Source organism: Neisseria sp. P0013.S005, assembly GCF_051958425.1.
Taxonomy (GTDB): domain Bacteria; phylum Pseudomonadota; class Gammaproteobacteria; order Burkholderiales; family Neisseriaceae; genus Neisseria; species Neisseria subflava.
Window position 1 is genome coordinate 139,575 of sequence record NZ_JBQCVL010000005.1, and the last position, 16,268, is coordinate 155,842.

General features: G+C 51.8%; 12 protein-coding genes and 3 pseudogenes. 8 read left to right on the forward strand and 7 right to left on the reverse strand.

What is annotated here, in order from left to right:
* Positions 1-33: 33 nt before the first annotated feature.
* The 5 genes and pseudogenes from ACTHTA_RS06860 to copM all read left to right on the forward strand — a co-directional run bounded on the left by ACTHTA_RS06860 (position 34) and on the right by copM (position 6,085).
* The gene (locus ACTHTA_RS06860; protein ID WP_308887663.1) at positions 34-1,092 is read left to right on the forward strand and encodes a histone deacetylase family protein; all 1,059 of its coding nucleotides are present in this window, start codon (positions 34-36) and stop codon (positions 1,090-1,092) included.
* Between the two features lie 233 nt (positions 1,093-1,325).
* Complete coding sequence (locus tag ACTHTA_RS06865) at positions 1,326-2,390, forward strand: 2,3-butanediol dehydrogenase (RefSeq protein WP_003686191.1); 1,065 nt, start codon at positions 1,326-1,328, stop codon at positions 2,388-2,390.
* 118 nt (positions 2,391-2,508) lie between these two features.
* Positions 2,509-3,651, forward strand: a pseudogene (locus tag ACTHTA_RS06870) (NADH-dependent flavin oxidoreductase).
* A gap of 213 nt (positions 3,652-3,864) precedes the next feature.
* Positions 3,865-5,460 (forward strand): peptide chain release factor 3, encoded by a 1,596-nt coding sequence (locus ACTHTA_RS06875; RefSeq protein WP_440364224.1) that lies wholly within the window; start codon positions 3,865-3,867, stop codon positions 5,458-5,460.
* 241 nt (positions 5,461-5,701) lie between these two features.
* Positions 5,702-6,085, forward strand: a complete 384-nt coding sequence (copM, locus tag ACTHTA_RS06880; protein WP_049323855.1) for a CopM family metallochaperone — start codon at positions 5,702-5,704, stop codon at positions 6,083-6,085.
* 24 nt (positions 6,086-6,109) lie between these two features.
* Here copM and ACTHTA_RS06885 read toward each other — a convergent pair.
* The 3 genes and pseudogenes from ACTHTA_RS06885 to ACTHTA_RS06895 form a co-directional block, all read right to left on the reverse strand.
* A pseudogene (locus ACTHTA_RS06885) lies at positions 6,110-6,280 on the reverse strand (IS3 family transposase); the annotation flags it as partial.
* Positions 6,267-6,833 (reverse strand): annotated as a pseudogene (locus tag ACTHTA_RS06890) (sulfite exporter TauE/SafE family protein); the annotation flags it as partial. The pseudogenes ACTHTA_RS06890 and ACTHTA_RS06885, both read right to left, overlap by 14 nt.
* Before the next feature lie 265 nt (positions 6,834-7,098).
* A complete protein-coding gene (locus ACTHTA_RS06895) occupies positions 7,099-7,986 on the reverse strand; it encodes a YicC/YloC family endoribonuclease (protein WP_440364225.1) in 888 nt (295 codons plus the stop codon).
* Positions 7,987-8,124: 138 nt separating this feature from the next.
* Between ACTHTA_RS06895 and rph the strand changes: the two genes are divergently transcribed.
* The gene (gene rph / locus ACTHTA_RS06900; RefSeq protein ID WP_440364226.1) at positions 8,125-8,853 is read left to right on the forward strand and encodes a ribonuclease PH; all 729 of its coding nucleotides are present in this window, start codon (positions 8,125-8,127) and stop codon (positions 8,851-8,853) included.
* A 171-nt stretch (positions 8,854-9,024) separates the two neighbouring features.
* The gene (locus ACTHTA_RS06905; protein WP_440363148.1) at positions 9,025-10,245 is read left to right on the forward strand and encodes an aspartate kinase; all 1,221 of its coding nucleotides are present in this window, start codon (positions 9,025-9,027) and stop codon (positions 10,243-10,245) included.
* A 79-nt stretch (positions 10,246-10,324) separates the two neighbouring features.
* On the opposite strand, the gene ACTHTA_RS06910 is transcribed toward ACTHTA_RS06905, so the two are convergent.
* Positions 10,325-10,765, reverse strand: coding sequence for a DNA polymerase III subunit chi (locus tag ACTHTA_RS06910; RefSeq protein WP_440363147.1), 441 nt, complete (start codon positions 10,763-10,765; stop codon positions 10,325-10,327).
* A gap of 37 nt (positions 10,766-10,802) precedes the next feature.
* Entirely contained in the window at positions 10,803-13,289 is a 2,487-nt protein-coding gene (locus ACTHTA_RS06915; RefSeq protein WP_308888005.1) for a heavy metal translocating P-type ATPase, read from the reverse strand.
* A 359-nt stretch (positions 13,290-13,648) separates the two neighbouring features.
* Between ACTHTA_RS06915 and ACTHTA_RS06920 the strand changes: the two genes are divergently transcribed.
* Positions 13,649-13,774: a hypothetical protein gene (locus ACTHTA_RS06920; RefSeq protein WP_003678791.1), complete on the forward strand. Its 126-nt coding sequence runs from the start codon at positions 13,649-13,651 to the stop codon at positions 13,772-13,774.
* A 68-nt stretch (positions 13,775-13,842) separates the two neighbouring features.
* Here the strand turns inward: ACTHTA_RS06920 and hflX are convergent, their stop codons facing one another.
* Together hflX and ACTHTA_RS06930 are read right to left on the reverse strand one after the other, a co-directional pair.
* Positions 13,843-15,003, reverse strand: coding sequence for a GTPase HflX (gene hflX, locus ACTHTA_RS06925; protein ID WP_440364227.1), 1,161 nt, complete (start codon positions 15,001-15,003; stop codon positions 13,843-13,845).
* Between the two features lie 44 nt (positions 15,004-15,047).
* Positions 15,048-16,268, reverse strand: a complete 1,221-nt coding sequence (locus ACTHTA_RS06930; protein ID WP_308888003.1) for a glycosyltransferase — start codon at positions 16,266-16,268, stop codon at positions 15,048-15,050.

Here is a 16,268-nt window from a genome sequence, read left to right on the forward strand (position 1 = left end):
CAGTCCGTGCGACTCGTTCGAGACACACTTTCCATGCTTAAAAAAATCATTTGGCGCGTGCGTACCCTACTGCGTCGACTACTTGGCAAAAATGCCCGCACCGTATGGATTTCCCATCCGATATTTCTGCAGCACCAGCCGGGCACCAACCACCCCGACAAGCCAGAACGCATCAGCGCCATTCAAGCCGCCTTAAAAAAGGAAGGCATTTGGCGTCATCTGCAAACCGCTGAAGCACCCGAAATAAAAGATGCGCAACTGGCATTGGTCCACTCGCGCAACTATCTGCACGAATTGGAGGCCGCACAGCCGCTCCCCGGCAAAATCCACCGCATCGATGACGATACGGTCATCAGCCACGACTCCCTCCAAGCCGCCCGCTTTGCAGCCGGAGCCGTTGTCAAAGCAGTCGATATGGTGATGAACAAAAAGGCTTGGCATGCTTTTTGCGCCATCCGCCCACCCGGCCACCATGCCCACAGCAACAGCGCCAGCGGATTCTGCCTCGTCAACAACACCGCCGAAGGCGTGATGCACGCCATTGCCCAATACCGCCTGCAACGCATCGCCGTCATTGATTTCGACGCCCATTTCGGCGACGGTACGGCGGAGATTCTCCGAGACGATCCGCGCGTGATGTTTTTCAACCTGTTTGAAACCGACATCTTCCCCTTCCCAGAGGCGGAACAATACGCCGGCAGCAAAAATATGCTGCATACACCCCTCAAACCGGGCACAGGCAGCCGTATCTTCCGCACGACCATCCGCGAACAATGGCTGCCCAAGCTCACGGCTTTCCGTCCCGAGTTGGTGTTGCTTTCAGCCGGTTTTGACGGACACAAACAAGACGAAACAGGCCGTCTGAACCTGCATGAAGCCGATTTTGCCTGGCTGACGCACAAAATCGTCCAAGCAACGGCAAGCTGTCAGGGACGTGTCGTTTCCGTACTGGAAGGCGGATATACCTTGGAATCCCTGTCCAAATCCGCCGCCGCCCACATCCGCGTATTGGCAGGCTTGAGCAAGGCAGATTACGTCATCGCCTACCAAAAGCATTTGAAGCGCGGTAAAAGTAACAATCCTACGCAATAACGCATTTAAACTATCGACCCCAGGCCGTCTGAAAACATATTATCTGTTTCAGACGTCCTTTTCTTCATTTACACACCTTAATTTGAGCAAAGACAAACCATTTCCATATTATCAGTAGTAAAATAATAAAAATAAAACGTACAAATAAAAATAGTTCACACACCTCACTGTTACCCTTTCCCCAATTGACCGTCTTTTTCAGACGGCCTCCATTTAAAAAAAGGAGCGTTACAATGAAAGCAGCACGTTTTTACAACAAAGGCGACATCCGCATCGAAGACATTCCAGAGCCAACCGTAGCTCCGGGTACTGTCGGCATTAATGTTGCTTGGTGCGGTATCTGCGGTACCGACCTGCACGAATTCATGGAAGGCCCGATTTTCATTCCGCCTTGCGGCCACCCACACCCAATCTCAGGCGAGTCTGCGCCAGTCACCATGGGTCACGAGTTCTCCGGCGTGGTTTATGCCGTAGGCGAAGGCGTGGACGACATCAAAGTCGGCCAACACGTCGTGGTCGAACCCTACATCATCCGCGACGACGTACCGACCGGCGAAGGCAGCAACTACCACCTCTCCAAAGACATGAACTTCATCGGCTTGGGCGGCTGCGGTGGCGGCTTGTCTGAAAAAATCGCCGTCAAACGCCGTTGGGTACACCCTATTTCCGACAAAATCCCATTGGACCAAGCCGCTTTGATTGAGCCTCTGTCCGTCGGCCACCACGCTTATGTCCGCAGCGGCGCGAAAGCAGGCGACGTCGCATTGGTCGGTGGCGCAGGCCCGATCGGTTTGCTGCTTGCCGCCGTGTTGAAAGCCAAAGGCATCAAAGTCATCATCACCGAATTGAGCAAAGCGCGCAAAGACAAAGCCCGCGAATCCGGCGTTGCCGACTACATCCTCGACCCGTCCGAAGTCGACGTCGTCGAAGAAGTGAAAAAATTGACCAACGGCGAAGGCGTAGACGTCGCATTCGAATGTACCAGCGTGAACAAAGTTCTGGATACTTTGGTTGAAGCGTGCAAGCCCACGGCCAATTTGGTTATCGTCTCCATCTGGAGCCACCCCGCCACCATCAACGTCCACAGCGTCGTGATGAAAGAGCTGGACGTGCGCGGCACCATCGCCTACTGCAACGACCACGCCGAAACCATCAAACTGGTGGAAGAAGGCAAAATCAACCTTGAGCCTTTCATCACCCAACGCATCAAACTGGACGAATTGATTTCCGAAGGCTTCGAGCGCTTGATCCACAACAACGAATCCGCAGTAAAAATCATTGTTAATCCTAATCTTTAATCCTAGGGCTTAAAGAATAAACAGGCCGTCTGAAACTTTTCAGACGGCCTGCGTACTTGATAAATTCCCGAATGGCCCAATTCTATGCCGACCATTCACTTATCAAGAGTAAAACTCCATGAATCCAAAATAGGCCACACTCTTTCAAACATACACCCTCAATAACGGCGTAACCATCAAAAACCGCCTTGTCGTCGCCCCCATGACCCATTTCGGCTCACAAGCCGACGGTTTGATCAGCGACCAAGAGCGTACCTTCCTCAGCAACCGTGCAGGCGATATGGGCTTGTTTATCACTGCCGCCACTTTGGTTCAAAAAGACGGCAAAGCCTTTCACGGCCAACCTGAAGCCACAGGCGAACACTGCCTCGACAGCCTGAAAGAAACCGCACAAATCCTGCAACAGCAAGGCGCAAAAGCGATTTTGCAAATCCATCACGGCGGCTCCAAAGCCATTGATGACCTTTTGGACGGTCTCGACAAAATCAGTGCTTCCGCCAGCGAAGCCGAACACGCACGCGAAGCGACCGCAGAAGAAGTCGAAGCACTCATCGCCTCTTATGCGCAAGCCGCCGATTTGGCGCTTCGTGCCGGTTTTGACGGCGTGGAAATCCACGGCGCAAACGGCTATTTAATCCAACAGTTTTACTCCGCCCAAAGCAACCGCCGCAACGACCAATGGGGCGGCAGCTTGGAAAACAGAATGCGCTTCCCGCTGGCCGTTATCGATGCCGTGGTTGCCGTCCGTGAAAAACACCAGCGCGACGACTTCATTATCGGCTACCGCTTCTCCCCCGAGGAACCGGGCGATGACGGCTTAACCATGACCGAAACCGGCGCACTGATTGACGCATTGGTACAAAAACCGCTGCAATATCTGCACGTTTCCCTGTGGGAATTTGATAAAGAAATCCGTCGTGGCGGCGATACCGCCCAAACCCGTATGCAGTTTATCCACGAACGTATCAACGGCAAACTGCCGCTTATCGGCGTGGGCAACCTGTTTACCGCCGACCAAATTTTGGCCGCCTATGAAACCGGCTGGGCAGAATTTATCGCATTGGGCAAAACCGTGATGATTAATCCGCACATTGCCACGCAAATCCGTGAAGGCCGCGAAGATGAAATCGAAACGCAACTCGACCCGACGCGTGCCGACCATTACGGCTTACCCGACACCTTGTGGGGATTTGCCTCCAGCGGTACGCAATCATGGCTACCGCCGGTAAAAGGCGCGGAATGGAAACCGATGGATATTTAATCATCGATTCATAAACAAAGGCCGTCTGAAACTTTTCAGACGGCCTTTGTTTTGGTGCAAACATTGAATTATCAAGCATTTTTTTGTACAATTCCGCATCTTTCAATCTATTGCAGGGCGTGTTGCACACGCCCTTATTTTAGCCTGTTTTCCAACACCCATATCCTTCAGGCCGTCTGAAAAAACGGCCTGAACCTTTTTGCAAAGAAAACCATGTCCCAAGAAATCCTCGACCAAGTGCGCCGCCGCCGCACGTTTGCCATCATCTCCCACCCCGACGCAGGTAAAACCACGCTGACCGAAAAACTGCTGCTGTTTTCAGGCGCGATTCAAAGCGCGGGTACGGTAAAAGGCAAGAAAACCGGCAAATTCGCCACCTCCGACTGGATGGACATTGAGAAGCAGCGCGGCATTTCCGTAGCCTCGTCCGTAATGCAGTTCGACTACAAAGACCATACCGTCAACCTCTTGGACACGCCGGGACACCAAGACTTCTCCGAAGATACCTACCGCGTTTTGACCGCCGTGGACAGCGCCTTGATGGTCATCGATGCGGCAAAAGGTGTGGAAGCGCAAACCATCAAACTCTTGAACGTCTGCCGCCTGCGCAACACGCCGATTGTCACGTTCATGAACAAATACGACCGCGAAGTACGCGATTCTCTGGAATTGCTGGACGAAGTGGAAAACATCCTGCAAATCCGCTGCGCGCCCGTCACCTGGCCGATCGGCATGGGTAAAAACTTCAAAGGCGTGTACCACATCCTGAACGACGAAATCTATCTCTTCGACGCGGGCGGCGAACGCCTGCCGCACGAGTTCGACATCATCAAAGGCATTGACAATCCTGAATTGGAACAACGCTTTCCATTGGAAATCCAACAGTTGCGCGACGAAATCGAATTGGTGCAGGCGGCTTCTAACGAGTTCAACCTTGACGAATTCCTCGCCGGCGAACTCACACCCGTGTTCTTCGGCTCCGCGATTAACAACTTCGGTATTCAGGAAATCCTCAATTCATTGATTGACTGGGCACCCGCGCCGAAACCGCGCGACGCGACCGTACGCATGGTCGAACCGGACGAGCCGAAGTTTTCCGGATTTATCTTTAAAATCCAAGCCAATATGGACCCGAAACACCGCGACCGCATCGCCTTTTTGCGCGTCTGCTCCGGCAAATTCGAGCGCGGCATGAAGATGAAACACCTGCGCATCAACCGAGAAATCGCTGCCTCCAGCGTGGTTACATTCATGTCGCACGACCGTGAGCTGGTGGAAGAAGCCTACGCGGGCGACATCATCGGCATCCCGAACCACGGCAACATCCAAATCGGCGACAGCTTCTCCGAAGGCGAACAACTGGCGTTCACCGGCATCCCATTCTTCGCGCCGGAACTGTTCCGCAGTGTGCGTATCAAAAACCCGCTGAAAATCAAGCAACTGCAAAAAGGCTTGCAACAGCTTGGCGAAGAAGGCGCGGTGCAGGTCTTCAAGCCGATGAGCGGCGCAGATTTGATTTTGGGCGCGGTCGGCGTATTGCAGTTTGAAGTCGTTACCTCGCGCCTCGCCAACGAATACGGCGTAGAAGCCGTGTTCGACAGCGCATCCATCTGGTCGGCGCGCTGGGTATCGTGCGAAGACAAGAAAAAACTGGCGGAGTTTGAAAAAGCCAATGCAGGCAATCTCGCCATCGACGCAGGCGGCAACCTCGCCTACCTCGCCCCCAACCGCGTGAATTTGGGACTGACGCAGGAACGCTGGCCGGACATCGTGTTCCACGAAACGCGCGAGCATTCGGTTAAACTGTAAAATGCAAAGGCCGTCTGAAACTTTCAGACGGCCTTTTTTTCATTCGATATCAACCCAATAAATCCCAAGCAAACTTCCCAATGGTCAGGCACAGCAGCAACATAAATCCGTAACGCAGCTCAAATATTGTCTTATTTTAGCTTTTAGCACCTCACCAAACATTTTCGGAATAAATGTTGACTTTAACCTTAGGTCAAAGTTTATGATTCGTGCTCCTTCAGTTATCACATAGGCGAAAAACATGAAAAAACTTATGACTTTTATCACACTTAGCGCTGTTGCAATTTCAAATTATGCCCAAGCTAATGAACAACCGCATCAAGCACACATGAATATGTCAATGTCGACAGATTCTGCAATGCAACAAGAATTAATGCAAGGTATGAATCAAATGAATCAAGACATGATGGCAGCTGCGCAATATAAAGATCCTGATGTTGCTTTTGCAGCAGGTATGTTGCCACACCATATTGGCGCAGTAAAAATGGCGGAAGTTGAATTAAAATACGGAAAGGATCCTGAGATGCGTAAGCTTGCTGAGGATATTATTAACGCACAACAAGCGGAAATTGAACAAATGCAAAAATGGCTTAAAGCACACAACAAAAAAAGCTCCGTAAAATGATCTGACCCCAAAAGTTAGACTGATTTAGTTTAAGGACTGAGTTCTGTAATTCACAGAGCTCAGTCCTTTTAGTTTCCCCTGAATGCGCTCATGGTTGTAATAATGAATGTACTCATGAATCGTTTTTTCCAGTTGTTAGAACGTCTCAAATCATTTACCGTAATAACATTCCATTTTTAATCGTCCAATTGATGACCTTTGCCGAAGCGTTGGCCGCTAAAAAATCATAGCCGTAAAAGCGGACGAACACAAAAGCCAGCAGGCTGCCCGTCCCCGGCCCGAACACGCCGTCGTAAAACCCGATTAACGCGCCGAAAAACAAGCCCCATAAGGTTTCGCGGCGCGACAGCTTTTCAGTACGCGCCGTCTGCCCCAAGTCTTTTTTCAAAAAAGTGTACAGGCACATGGCAATCATGATGACCAGCATTGCCGGTTTCATGTATTGCACGGGGAAATACACCACCGTTTTCGCGCCCAAATATGAAGCGGCAAATGCCAACGCCGCGGCAGGCAGCAGCATTTTCCACGGCACGGGGATTCGGCGCAGGTATTGCCCCGTCGCAGTCAGCGTGCCGCAGCAGGAAGCAAATTTATTGACACCCATCACCGAAGCCACAGGCGTGGCGTTTGGCAATAGGTTGAACAATCCGGGAATCTGCAACAGTCCGCCGCCGCCAACCGCCGCATCCATCAGCCCGGCGGCAAAGCCGACCAATACCAGATAATAAAAAAACGAATCTGCAAGCATAATGTCCATCTCTAAAAAGCAAAGCGATTTTGCGCGTATTTGCCTGTCCTGACAACCTACAAGGCCGTCTGAAAACAAGAAACCATATTCTGTTTTCAGACGGCCTTTCTTTTTAAATTCAGCCACTCAAATTGCAGCTTAAAAATTTTTCCATTAAAATGCCGCCCCTTATCTTTCCTACACACCACAACGATTCCACCCAATATCAACACAAAGGCCGTCTGAAACTTTTCAGACGGCCTTATCCTATCCGCTCATGATCGATTTATTCGATATTTTGAACCTGTTCGCGCATTTGCTCGATTAAGACTTTCAGTTCAACCGACGCTTGCGTGCATTCGGCGGCGATGGCTTTGCTGCCCAAGGTATTGGCTTCACGATTCAACTCTTGCATCAGGAAATCCAAACGTTTGCCTGCGCTGCCCTTGCCTTCGGTAACGATGCGGCGTACCTCGGCGATATGGGTGCGCAAACGGCTGAATTCTTCATCCACATCAGATTTTTGAATAAACAAAGCAAATTCTTGTTGCAAGCGGTCATTGTCGATGTTGCCAACGGCTTCTGCCAAACGGGCTTTAACTTTGTCCATATGCGCCTGCAGCAGGCTTGGGAACAGCTCGTTCAAAGCATCCACAATCTCTTCCATAGCAGTCAGACGTTGCAGCAAATGTTCGCCCAGTTTTTTGCCTTCGCGTTTGCGGGCGGCTGTGAACTCTTTCAACGCGCCGGTCAATAAATCTTTAACACCTTTCGCCAAAGCCTCGGAGTCTTCGCCCTGCCCTGCCAAAACGCCGGGAAAACGCAAAACGTCGGCCACGCTTAGCTTGCCGAAATTGTGTTCCTTACGCCATTCTTTGTTCAAATGCGCCAGCTGTGCGACCAAATCCTGATTGACTTCCAAAGTCTGCCCACCAGAAGCCGCATCTTGCAGCTGAACGCGGCACTCCAGTTTACCGCGCGCCACAGCCGCGGCAATCTGTTCGCGCAATGCACCTTCCAAATAGCGCAACTCTTCCGGCATACGGAATTGGACATCCAAATAACGATGGTTGACCGCGCGGATTTCCAAATTAATCCGCTTGCCGCCGCATTCGCCTGCGGCATTGGCAAAGCCGGTCATGCTGTGGATTTGAATAGTTCGTCTTGTAGTCATGGTTTTACTCCGTTTCCAAATACGAGTGAAAGTATGGACACTATAACACACCCGACCGACGATTTTCAGACGGCCTTTGCTGCCAAATTCCTCTATAATTCAAGGCAACCTGTTTTTTATTCCCCCAAAAGGACCATCATGAGCGACTACACCCGCACCGGCCGCGCCGCCGACAGCCTGCGCAACATCAAAATTACACCCAATTTCCTGCCACACGCCGATGGCTCCTGCCTTATCGAGTGCGGCAACACCAAAGTGATTTGCACTGCCTCCATCGACGAAAATGTCCCACCGTTCCTGCGAGGTAAAGAACAAGGCTGGGTAACAGCCGAATACGGTATGTTGCCGGCGTCCACCGCCTCCCGTATGCGCCGTGAAGCCGCCGCAGGCAAACAGTCAGGCCGCACACAAGAAATCCAACGCCTGATCGGCCGCTCGCTGCGCGCCATCGTCGACATGGAAAAACTCGGCGAACGCCAAATCCTGATTGACTGCGACGTTATCCAAGCCGACGGCGGCACGCGTACCGCCTCCATTACCGGCGCCTACGTTGCCCTGCAAATTGCCGTGGACAAACTCCTTTCAGACGGCCTTATCAGCGAAAACCCCATCCGTGAAGCCGTTGCCGCCGTTTCCGCCGGCGTGGTGGGCGGTGTACCGCTTCTAGACTTGGACTATCCCGAAGATTCAGGCTGCGACAGCGACGTTAACATCATCATGACCGCGTCCGGCAAAATCATCGAAATCCAAGGTACGGCCGAAGGCGCACCGTTCAGCATCGAAGAATTGGGCAAACTGATTGCCCTCGCGCATAAAGGCATTACCGAATTGGTTCAACACCAGCAGGCAGCTCTTTTTGCCCGATAATCAGCAAGGCCGTCTGAAAACTTTCAGACGGCCTTTTTCAACAAAATCCTTTTATGCGCATTTACTCAAAAAAGCGCGTTCCATCCTTGAATTCCATGTAAAAAATAGTAATAATAACCCTTTTTCCAGCAAACCAAGCTGCCCGACAAACCCCACAAGAAAGCACGAAACATGGCGTTAATCGTACATAAATACGGCGGCACATCAGTAGGCTCGCCCGAACGCATCAAAAACGTAGCCAAACGTGTCGCCAAAGCCCGCGCCGAAGGACACGACATCGTAGTCGTCGTATCTGCCATGAGCGGCGAAACCAACCGACTGGTCGCACTGGCGCACGAAATGCAAGAACATCCCGATCCGCGCGAACTCGACGTCGTTCTCGCTACCGGCGAACAAGTGACCATCGGCCTGCTGGCCATGGCCCTGAAAGACATCGGCGTTGACGCCAAGAGCTACACCGGCTGGCAGGTCGCCCTCCAAACCGACACTTCCCACACCAAAGCCCGCATCGAAAACATCGACGACGAAAAAATGCGTGCCGATTTGGCCGCCGGTAAAGTCGTTATCGTAGCCGGTTTCCAAGGCATCAGCAGCGAAGGCGATATTTCCACGCTCGGACGCGGCGGTTCCGACACCTCCGCCGTTGCGCTCGCCGCAGCCCTCAAAGCGGACGAATGCCAAATTTACACCGACGTGGACGGCGTTTACACCACCGACCCGCGCGTCGTACCCGAAGCGCGCCGCATGGATACGGTTACATTTGAAGAAATGATCGAACTGGCAAGCCTCGGCTCGAAAGTCTTGCAAATCCGTTCCGTAGAATTCGCCGGAAAATACAAAGTGCGCCTGCGCGTACTGAGCAGCCTGCAAGACGGCGGCAACGGCACCTTAATTACCTTTGAAGAGGACGACAACATGGAAAGAGCAGCCGTAACCGGTATCGCATTCGACAAAAACCAAGCACGCATCAACGTACGCGGCGTACCTGACAAACCCGGCGTTGCCTACCAAATCCTCGGCGCAGTGGCCGATGCCAACATCGAAGTCGACATGATCATCCAAAATGTCGGCAGCGAAGGCACAACCGATTTCTCCTTCACCGTTCCACGCGGTGACTACAAACAAACCATCGAACTGCTGCAACAACGCCAAGACAGCATCGGCGCCGCCTACATCGACGGCGATGACACCGTATGCAAAGTCTCCGCAGTCGGCTTGGGTATGCGTTCACACGTCGGCGTAGCCGCCAAAATCTTCCGCACCCTCGCAGAAGAAGGCATCAACATCCAAATGATTTCAACTTCCGAAATCAAAGTATCCGTCCTGATTGACGAAAAATACATGGAACTGGCTACCCGCGTTCTGCACAAAGCATTCGACTTAGGCAACTAATTCCAGCCTATTAAAAAGGCCGTCTGAAAATTTATTTTTTCAGACGGCCTTTTATATTAAAACTTTGCTGTTTCAACACTCAATCCTTCCCTTCTCTCGAAAAATGCTCAATCTCAAATCCGCTCTGACGATAAGCTCGGAAACGGTCTCGGGCTTCGGCCAAATCTTCCAAGCTGTTGCCCACAATTTCAAGGATACGGTTTGGAATGGCCGGGGCTTGGCTCCAAAAATCGGCAGACAGGTTCAAAACCGTGCAATTCTGCGGAATATTCGGCAATGCATTTCCAAACGCAAGCAATACCGGCGTTTCAGACGGTATGGGGTCGGTAGGCAGCCAGACTTCATGCGGAATAAAGTTTTCGGGAATCTGCTGCCATAAATCAACGTCTAGTTGCTGCACTGCCGCAGCAGAATCCGACCACACCAAAATCTGCCCGCCATCGCGTATGGCGCGCGCAATCAGGCGGCAGGCAAAGGCGGCCGGCTGGGAGACGTGTGTATAAAAAGTGGCTTTAGGCATGGCGTATTCTTTCGTTTGAGCAATGGATTTGCCGTTTTCAGACGGCCTTTTTGGTTTTCAACAATCTCAAGGCATTGCCCAACACCAGCAGCGAGCTGAAACTCATGCCGAGCGCGGCGATCCACGGGGTAACGTAACCAAACACGGCCAATGGAACGGCAACCAGATTGTATGCGCTCGCCCAAGTCAGGTTTTGACGGATGATTTGATGGGTGCGGCGTGCCTGTTCCATCATCACGGGCAAAACGTTCAAATCATCATTGAGCAAAACCACATCCGCACCGTCTCGCGCCACATCGGCACTCGTGGCCACGGCGGCCGATACGTCGGCTTGGGCAAGGACGGGGGCATCGTTGATACCGTCGCCGATCATCATGACTTTACGTCCTTGTTTTTGCAGATTTTCCACATAAGCCAGCTTGTCTTCAGGCGTGGCTTCGGCGCAATAAGCGTCCAAACCCAGCTCTTGCGCAACTTGGGCTACGGCAGCCTGACGGTCGCCGCTTAAAAGGTGCAGACGGATGCCGTGTTGTTTCAGGTTTTGCAGCATTTCAGCGACGCTGTCTTTGATTTGGTCTTCCAGCAAAAAGGCCGTCTGAAAACCGCTTTGATTGCCCAAGAAAATAATGCCGCCTGTGTGGTCGATATGTGCAAATACTTCGGGAAGATTACCGGCAATTTCCGAGACAAACGCCGCTTTGCCCAAAGCCCAAACTTGGGTTTCGCCATCAAATTCGATTTGCGCGCTGACACCGTGTCCGATACGGTTGACCCGTTGCTGTACTTTCACATCAAGCGCGGATACAGGGCCGTCTGAAAGCGTATGGTTCAAAATGGCACGGGCGATGGGGTGTTCGGATTGCTGTTCCAATGCTTGGGCGATAGCAAGGGCTTGGGCTTCGTTCAGACGGCCTGCATGCAACATACGGCTGACGGAAAGCTGCCCTTTGGTCAGCGTACCGGTTTTATCGAACACGACATCGTCAATTTGGGCAAGCGTTTCCAGGCTTTGTTTGCCGCTGATAAGAATGCCGTCTTTGGCAAGCGCACCGGTCGAAGCAGCCTGCGCGGTCGGGGTAGCGAGCGACAAGGCACACGGGCAGGTAATGACCAGCAGGGCAACGGTAATCCACAAAGCAGTGTGCGCGTCGGCATACCATGCCCAGCCGATAAAAACAGGAATCGCAAGCAAGAGTTCGCCAAACACGAAACTGGACGCGTATTTTTCGGCCAACTCGGCGGCACGCGGTTTTTGTGCCAACACGCGGTCGAGTAGTTTGACGATATGGGACAGGCGCGTGTTGCCGCCGGTATGATCGGTGCGGATGATTAAAGGACTGCTGGTGTTGAGCGTACCGGCGGTTACTTTTTCAGACGGCCTTTTCACAATGGGCAGGCTTTCGCCGGTCAACATGGCTTCGTTAACCTCACTCTCGCCGGACAAAACCGTACCGTCCACCGGAATGACTTCGCCGGGTTTCACAACAATCGTATCGCCGATATTGAGGCGGACGACTGCGGCTTCCTCGATGGCATCGCTTTCCGGATAAGACGGCAAACGGTGGCAGAATGCCGGAACCAGTTTGACCAACCGCTCCGCCGCATCGCCTGCTTTGCGTCGGGCAATCTGTTCCATAAAGCGCCCGCCCAACAGAAAAAACAGCAACATGGCGATGGATTCAAAATACATGCCCTGCCCTGCGTTGGTGGCCAAGCTGTAAATACCAGCGATAAAGGTCATCACAATGGCAATGGCAATCGGCGTATCCATGCCGACACGGCGGTTTTTCCAATCGCGCCAAGCGCCGCGGTAAAACGGCAACGCGCTGTAAAACACAACGGGCAACACCATCAAAAAGCCGCCCCAATGCAGGATTTCCAAATAAAGCGGCTCGATGTCGCCACCGTAAAAATAAGTCGGCAGGGCAAACATCATCGTCTGCATCATACCCAGACCGGCCACGGCCAATCTGACGATAAACTGTTTGCGTTCCTTCTGCGCCTGCGCCTCGATTTTTTGCGCATCATAAGGCGCGGCGGTATAACCGGTTTGGCGGATTTTCAGCAAAATGTCCGACAATTCGATGTGGGCGCTGTCCCACACCACGCGGCAGCGGTGGGTACTGTAATTCAAATCCACGCGCACCACGCCCTTCATACGCAACAACTGCTGCTCAATCAGCCACACACACGCGGCGCAGGTAATGCCGCCCAGCATCAACACTGCCTCGCGCTCATCTCCTGCGCCGACCTCGACAAAATCAGCCTGCACTTCGGGCAAATCGTATAGCTTTAATTGCGACAACATTTCCGGCGGCGGCAATTCGGATTTTTCCGCGTCTGCGGTACGCTGTTTGTAATAATTGCCCAAACCTGCATCGATGATACTCTGCGCCACTGCTTGGCAACCGGCGCAGCAAGTTTCGTGTTCTTCGTCTTCAAAACGAACCGTCAGATGCAGATGCTCCGGGACTTCAAGTCCGCAATGGAAACAGTTTTTTTGGGGATGTGTGGAAGATGTCATAATGTGTTCGATTTATTTTTCAGACGGCCTGAAACAATCGTTTCAGAGTGTTACATTTTAGCAAAAAGCGTTTTCCGCCTCATTTCATTTACTTTTGAATTAATAGACTGTCGAATTTTATAAAAAATATGGAAAACAAAGTATTGACCGTTTATCAAATGATGAACGGTAACATATAAATACCGTTTATCTTTAAAAACTTCCAATTATTTTAATGTAAAAATGGAACTTTTTTTAAAATCCAAATACATTTTTTATTGACCTCAATCCATTTAAGCAGCATACTTTAGGCATTCCGCGAAGACGGAAATAAAAAACACACATTTACTTATAACACTAACTTATTGGGAAACCTCACCATGATTGATCGCCTTATGCCTATCTTTGCCGTTATCGGCATTTTGTCCAGCACCGTATACCTGAGCCTCGCCGCTTGGATGCTTTACGAAAGCGTGTTCAAAAAGAAAAGCCCTCTGTCTGCATAATCCTCGGATTTAAAATTTTGCGGTAAGGCCGTCTGAACATTCAGACGGCCTTGTTTCATTCCATACTATCAATCACTTGGCTGTACGGCCAATTCAATCATCGCTTCGCGTAAACCGTCCAGGCCCAAACTTTCGGCGACGGAAACATTCACGCCGACGGCATGCCCGGAGTTGTCGCGCAAAATGCCTGCTTCACGTATACCCGACGGCAGCAAATCAATTTTGTTGTACACCACCAATTGCGGAATTTCATGTGCGCCGATTTCTTCCAAGACTTCGTTGACATCGTCCATCTGCCGTTCAAAATCGGGATTGGACGCATCAACAACGTGCAGTAGCACATCCGCCATCGCCGTCTCTTCCAAAGTAGCGGAAAACGCCGACACCAGCTTGTGCGGCAAATCGCGGACGAAGCCGACGGTATCGGTCAAAATCACGCTCGCCTCGTGCGACAGGAAAAGCCGTCGTGCAGTGGTATCCAAAGTGGCGAACAACTGGTCTTTCGCCAATACGTCCGCTTTGGTCAAACGGTTGAACAGGCTGGATTTTCCGGCATTGGTATAGCCGACGATGGCAAAGGTTTTCAGACGGCCGCTCATGCGCGATTTGCGGCGTGTGGCGCGTTGTTTGCGGACATCGGCAAGCTGTTTTTTCAATGCCTTGATTTTTTGTCCGATTAAACGGCGGTCGGTTTCCAACTGGGTTTCGCCCGGCCCTTTCAAGCCGATGCCGCCTTTCTGACTTTGCAAATGTCCATAACCGCGTACCAGCCGTCCGCTCAAATGATTCAGCTGAGCCAGCTCCACCTGCAACTTACCTTCCTGCGACTGGGCGCGTTTTGCAAAAATCGCCAAAATCAAACCCACTCTGTCGAGTACGCGGCATTGAAGCTCTTTTTCCAGATTACGCTCTTGTGTCGGCGTGAGTTCGTGGTTGAACACGACCAGCCCGACATCATGCTGCTTGACCACTGCCGCCAACTCTTCCGCCTTGCCCGTACCGACAAACAAAGCCGGATGCGGTTTGTCGCGGCGTGAAGTTTCGATAGAGACCAAATCGCCGCCGGCCGCACTCACCAATTCTGCCGCTTCGGTCAAGGCCGTCTGAAAGCCGCGCTCGCGCGTTTCGTTTGCGCCGGAATAATCCGCCGTCAGCATTACGCCGACCAAGAGGACGCGTTCGGGCTGCTCCAAAGATTTATCGACGGAAAACAGATTGCGCTTGCTCAAAAAATTTCCTTTCAGACGGCCTGACGGCTGGGTCAAAGTCCTGATTAACGGTTTTTCAAAATATCGGCAAAATATTCGGTCACTTCTGCCAAACGTCCGCCCTGCGCGGCATAAGGCTGCATTACGGCCACCAGCTGCTCCAACACTTCGCGCGTTTCGGTTTGCGCGTGTTCGCGGTAGAGCCACATATTTTGCATGGTTACCGTGGTCAATTCCTCGCGTACATTAAGCAAGAGCAAGTGGCGGCAAGATTCATAGCCTTGACGCAAATCGCCGGCGGCATAGGCGGTAACCGACAATTCATAGTCGATGTCCAACTGATAAACATTGCTTTGGACAAAAAGAATATCGTCTTTCGGGAACGGAATGCGTTTCGCCATCAAGCCGATCGCATGGGAAATGCGGTATTTTCCTTCCTGGCGCAGCATGGTTTGCGCAAGGTAGAGACACTCGGCACGGCGCGGGTTGTAATCGTAGCCTGCCAACCAAGTCGCCAAAGCTTCATCGCGTTTGCCCATTAATTTGTAGCACTCGCCCAGCTGTTGGTAAGAAACCGTCACTTCCTCGATCCAACCGCCCAACTCGATGCGTTTTTTAAACCATTCGCTCGCACGCTCGGGCATATCAGAATCCCAATAAGAACGTGCCGCATAAAAGGCGTAACGCGGTTTCAGGTCTTCATCTTCAGGGCTGTAAAACGCTTTTTCCAAAGAAACCGCATCAAGCAGGTATTTATTCGCCATATTGCTGCGTGCGCCGAAACGGCCGCTGAGAACCGTATAGTCGCCATGAAGCGTGGCTTCGCTGGTATCTTGTTTGTCGGTCTCGATAAACTCATGCAACACGCCGCGCCAGTAGAATGTTCCGTCATTGCGCAACAACAGCGGACGGTAATAAACCACGCTGCCCATGGCATTTCTCATGCGGAGGCGGTAACGATCGGCAGTCAGCTCGGGCAATTCCAATTTGCCTTCAAAGCGGTCGTCCGCATCAAAAATCAAAACGTAATCGGTTTTGCCTTTTGCGTGTTTCAACGCCTGATTGCGGTTGTATGCAAAATTTTGCCAACCATCATGATGAATCTCGCCCGCGATGCCCTTTGCATCGAAAAAGCGGCGGATCACGCCGACGGTATCATCTGTCGAGCCGGTGTCGCTGATGACATAGTAGTCAAGTTTGATGTGGTCGGTGATGTTGGCCAGTGTTTCTTCGATGATTGCCGCTTCGTTTTTGACAATCATATTCAAGCAGATGGTTTGGGACAT

Coding starts and splice junctions, on each gene's coding strand:
- ACTHTA_RS06920 (WP_003678791.1), top strand. CDS start 13,649: ATGATTGATCGCCTTATGCCTATCTTTGCCGTTATCGGCATTTTGTCC.
- ACTHTA_RS06910 (WP_440363147.1), bottom strand. CDS start 10,765: ATGCCTAAAGCCACTTTTTATACACACGTCTCCCAGCCGGCCGCCTTT.
- ACTHTA_RS06860 (WP_308887663.1), top strand. CDS start 34: ATGCTTAAAAAAATCATTTGGCGCGTGCGTACCCTACTGCGTCGACTA.
- rph (WP_440364226.1), top strand. CDS start 8,125: ATGAGCGACTACACCCGCACCGGCCGCGCCGCCGACAGCCTGCGCAAC.
- ACTHTA_RS06875 (WP_440364224.1), top strand. CDS start 3,865: ATGTCCCAAGAAATCCTCGACCAAGTGCGCCGCCGCCGCACGTTTGCC.
- ACTHTA_RS06930 (WP_308888003.1), bottom strand. CDS start 16,268: ATGTCCCAAACCATCTGCTTGAATATGATTGTCAAAAACGAAGCGGCA.
- ACTHTA_RS06865 (WP_003686191.1), top strand. CDS start 1,326: ATGAAAGCAGCACGTTTTTACAACAAAGGCGACATCCGCATCGAAGAC.
- copM (WP_049323855.1), top strand. CDS start 5,702: ATGAAAAAACTTATGACTTTTATCACACTTAGCGCTGTTGCAATTTCA.
- ACTHTA_RS06915 (WP_308888005.1), bottom strand. CDS start 13,289: ATGACATCTTCCACACATCCCCAAAAAAACTGTTTCCATTGCGGACTT.
- ACTHTA_RS06895 (WP_440364225.1), bottom strand. CDS start 7,986: ATGACTACAAGACGAACTATTCAAATCCACAGCATGACCGGCTTTGCC.
- ACTHTA_RS06905 (WP_440363148.1), top strand. CDS start 9,025: ATGGCGTTAATCGTACATAAATACGGCGGCACATCAGTAGGCTCGCCC.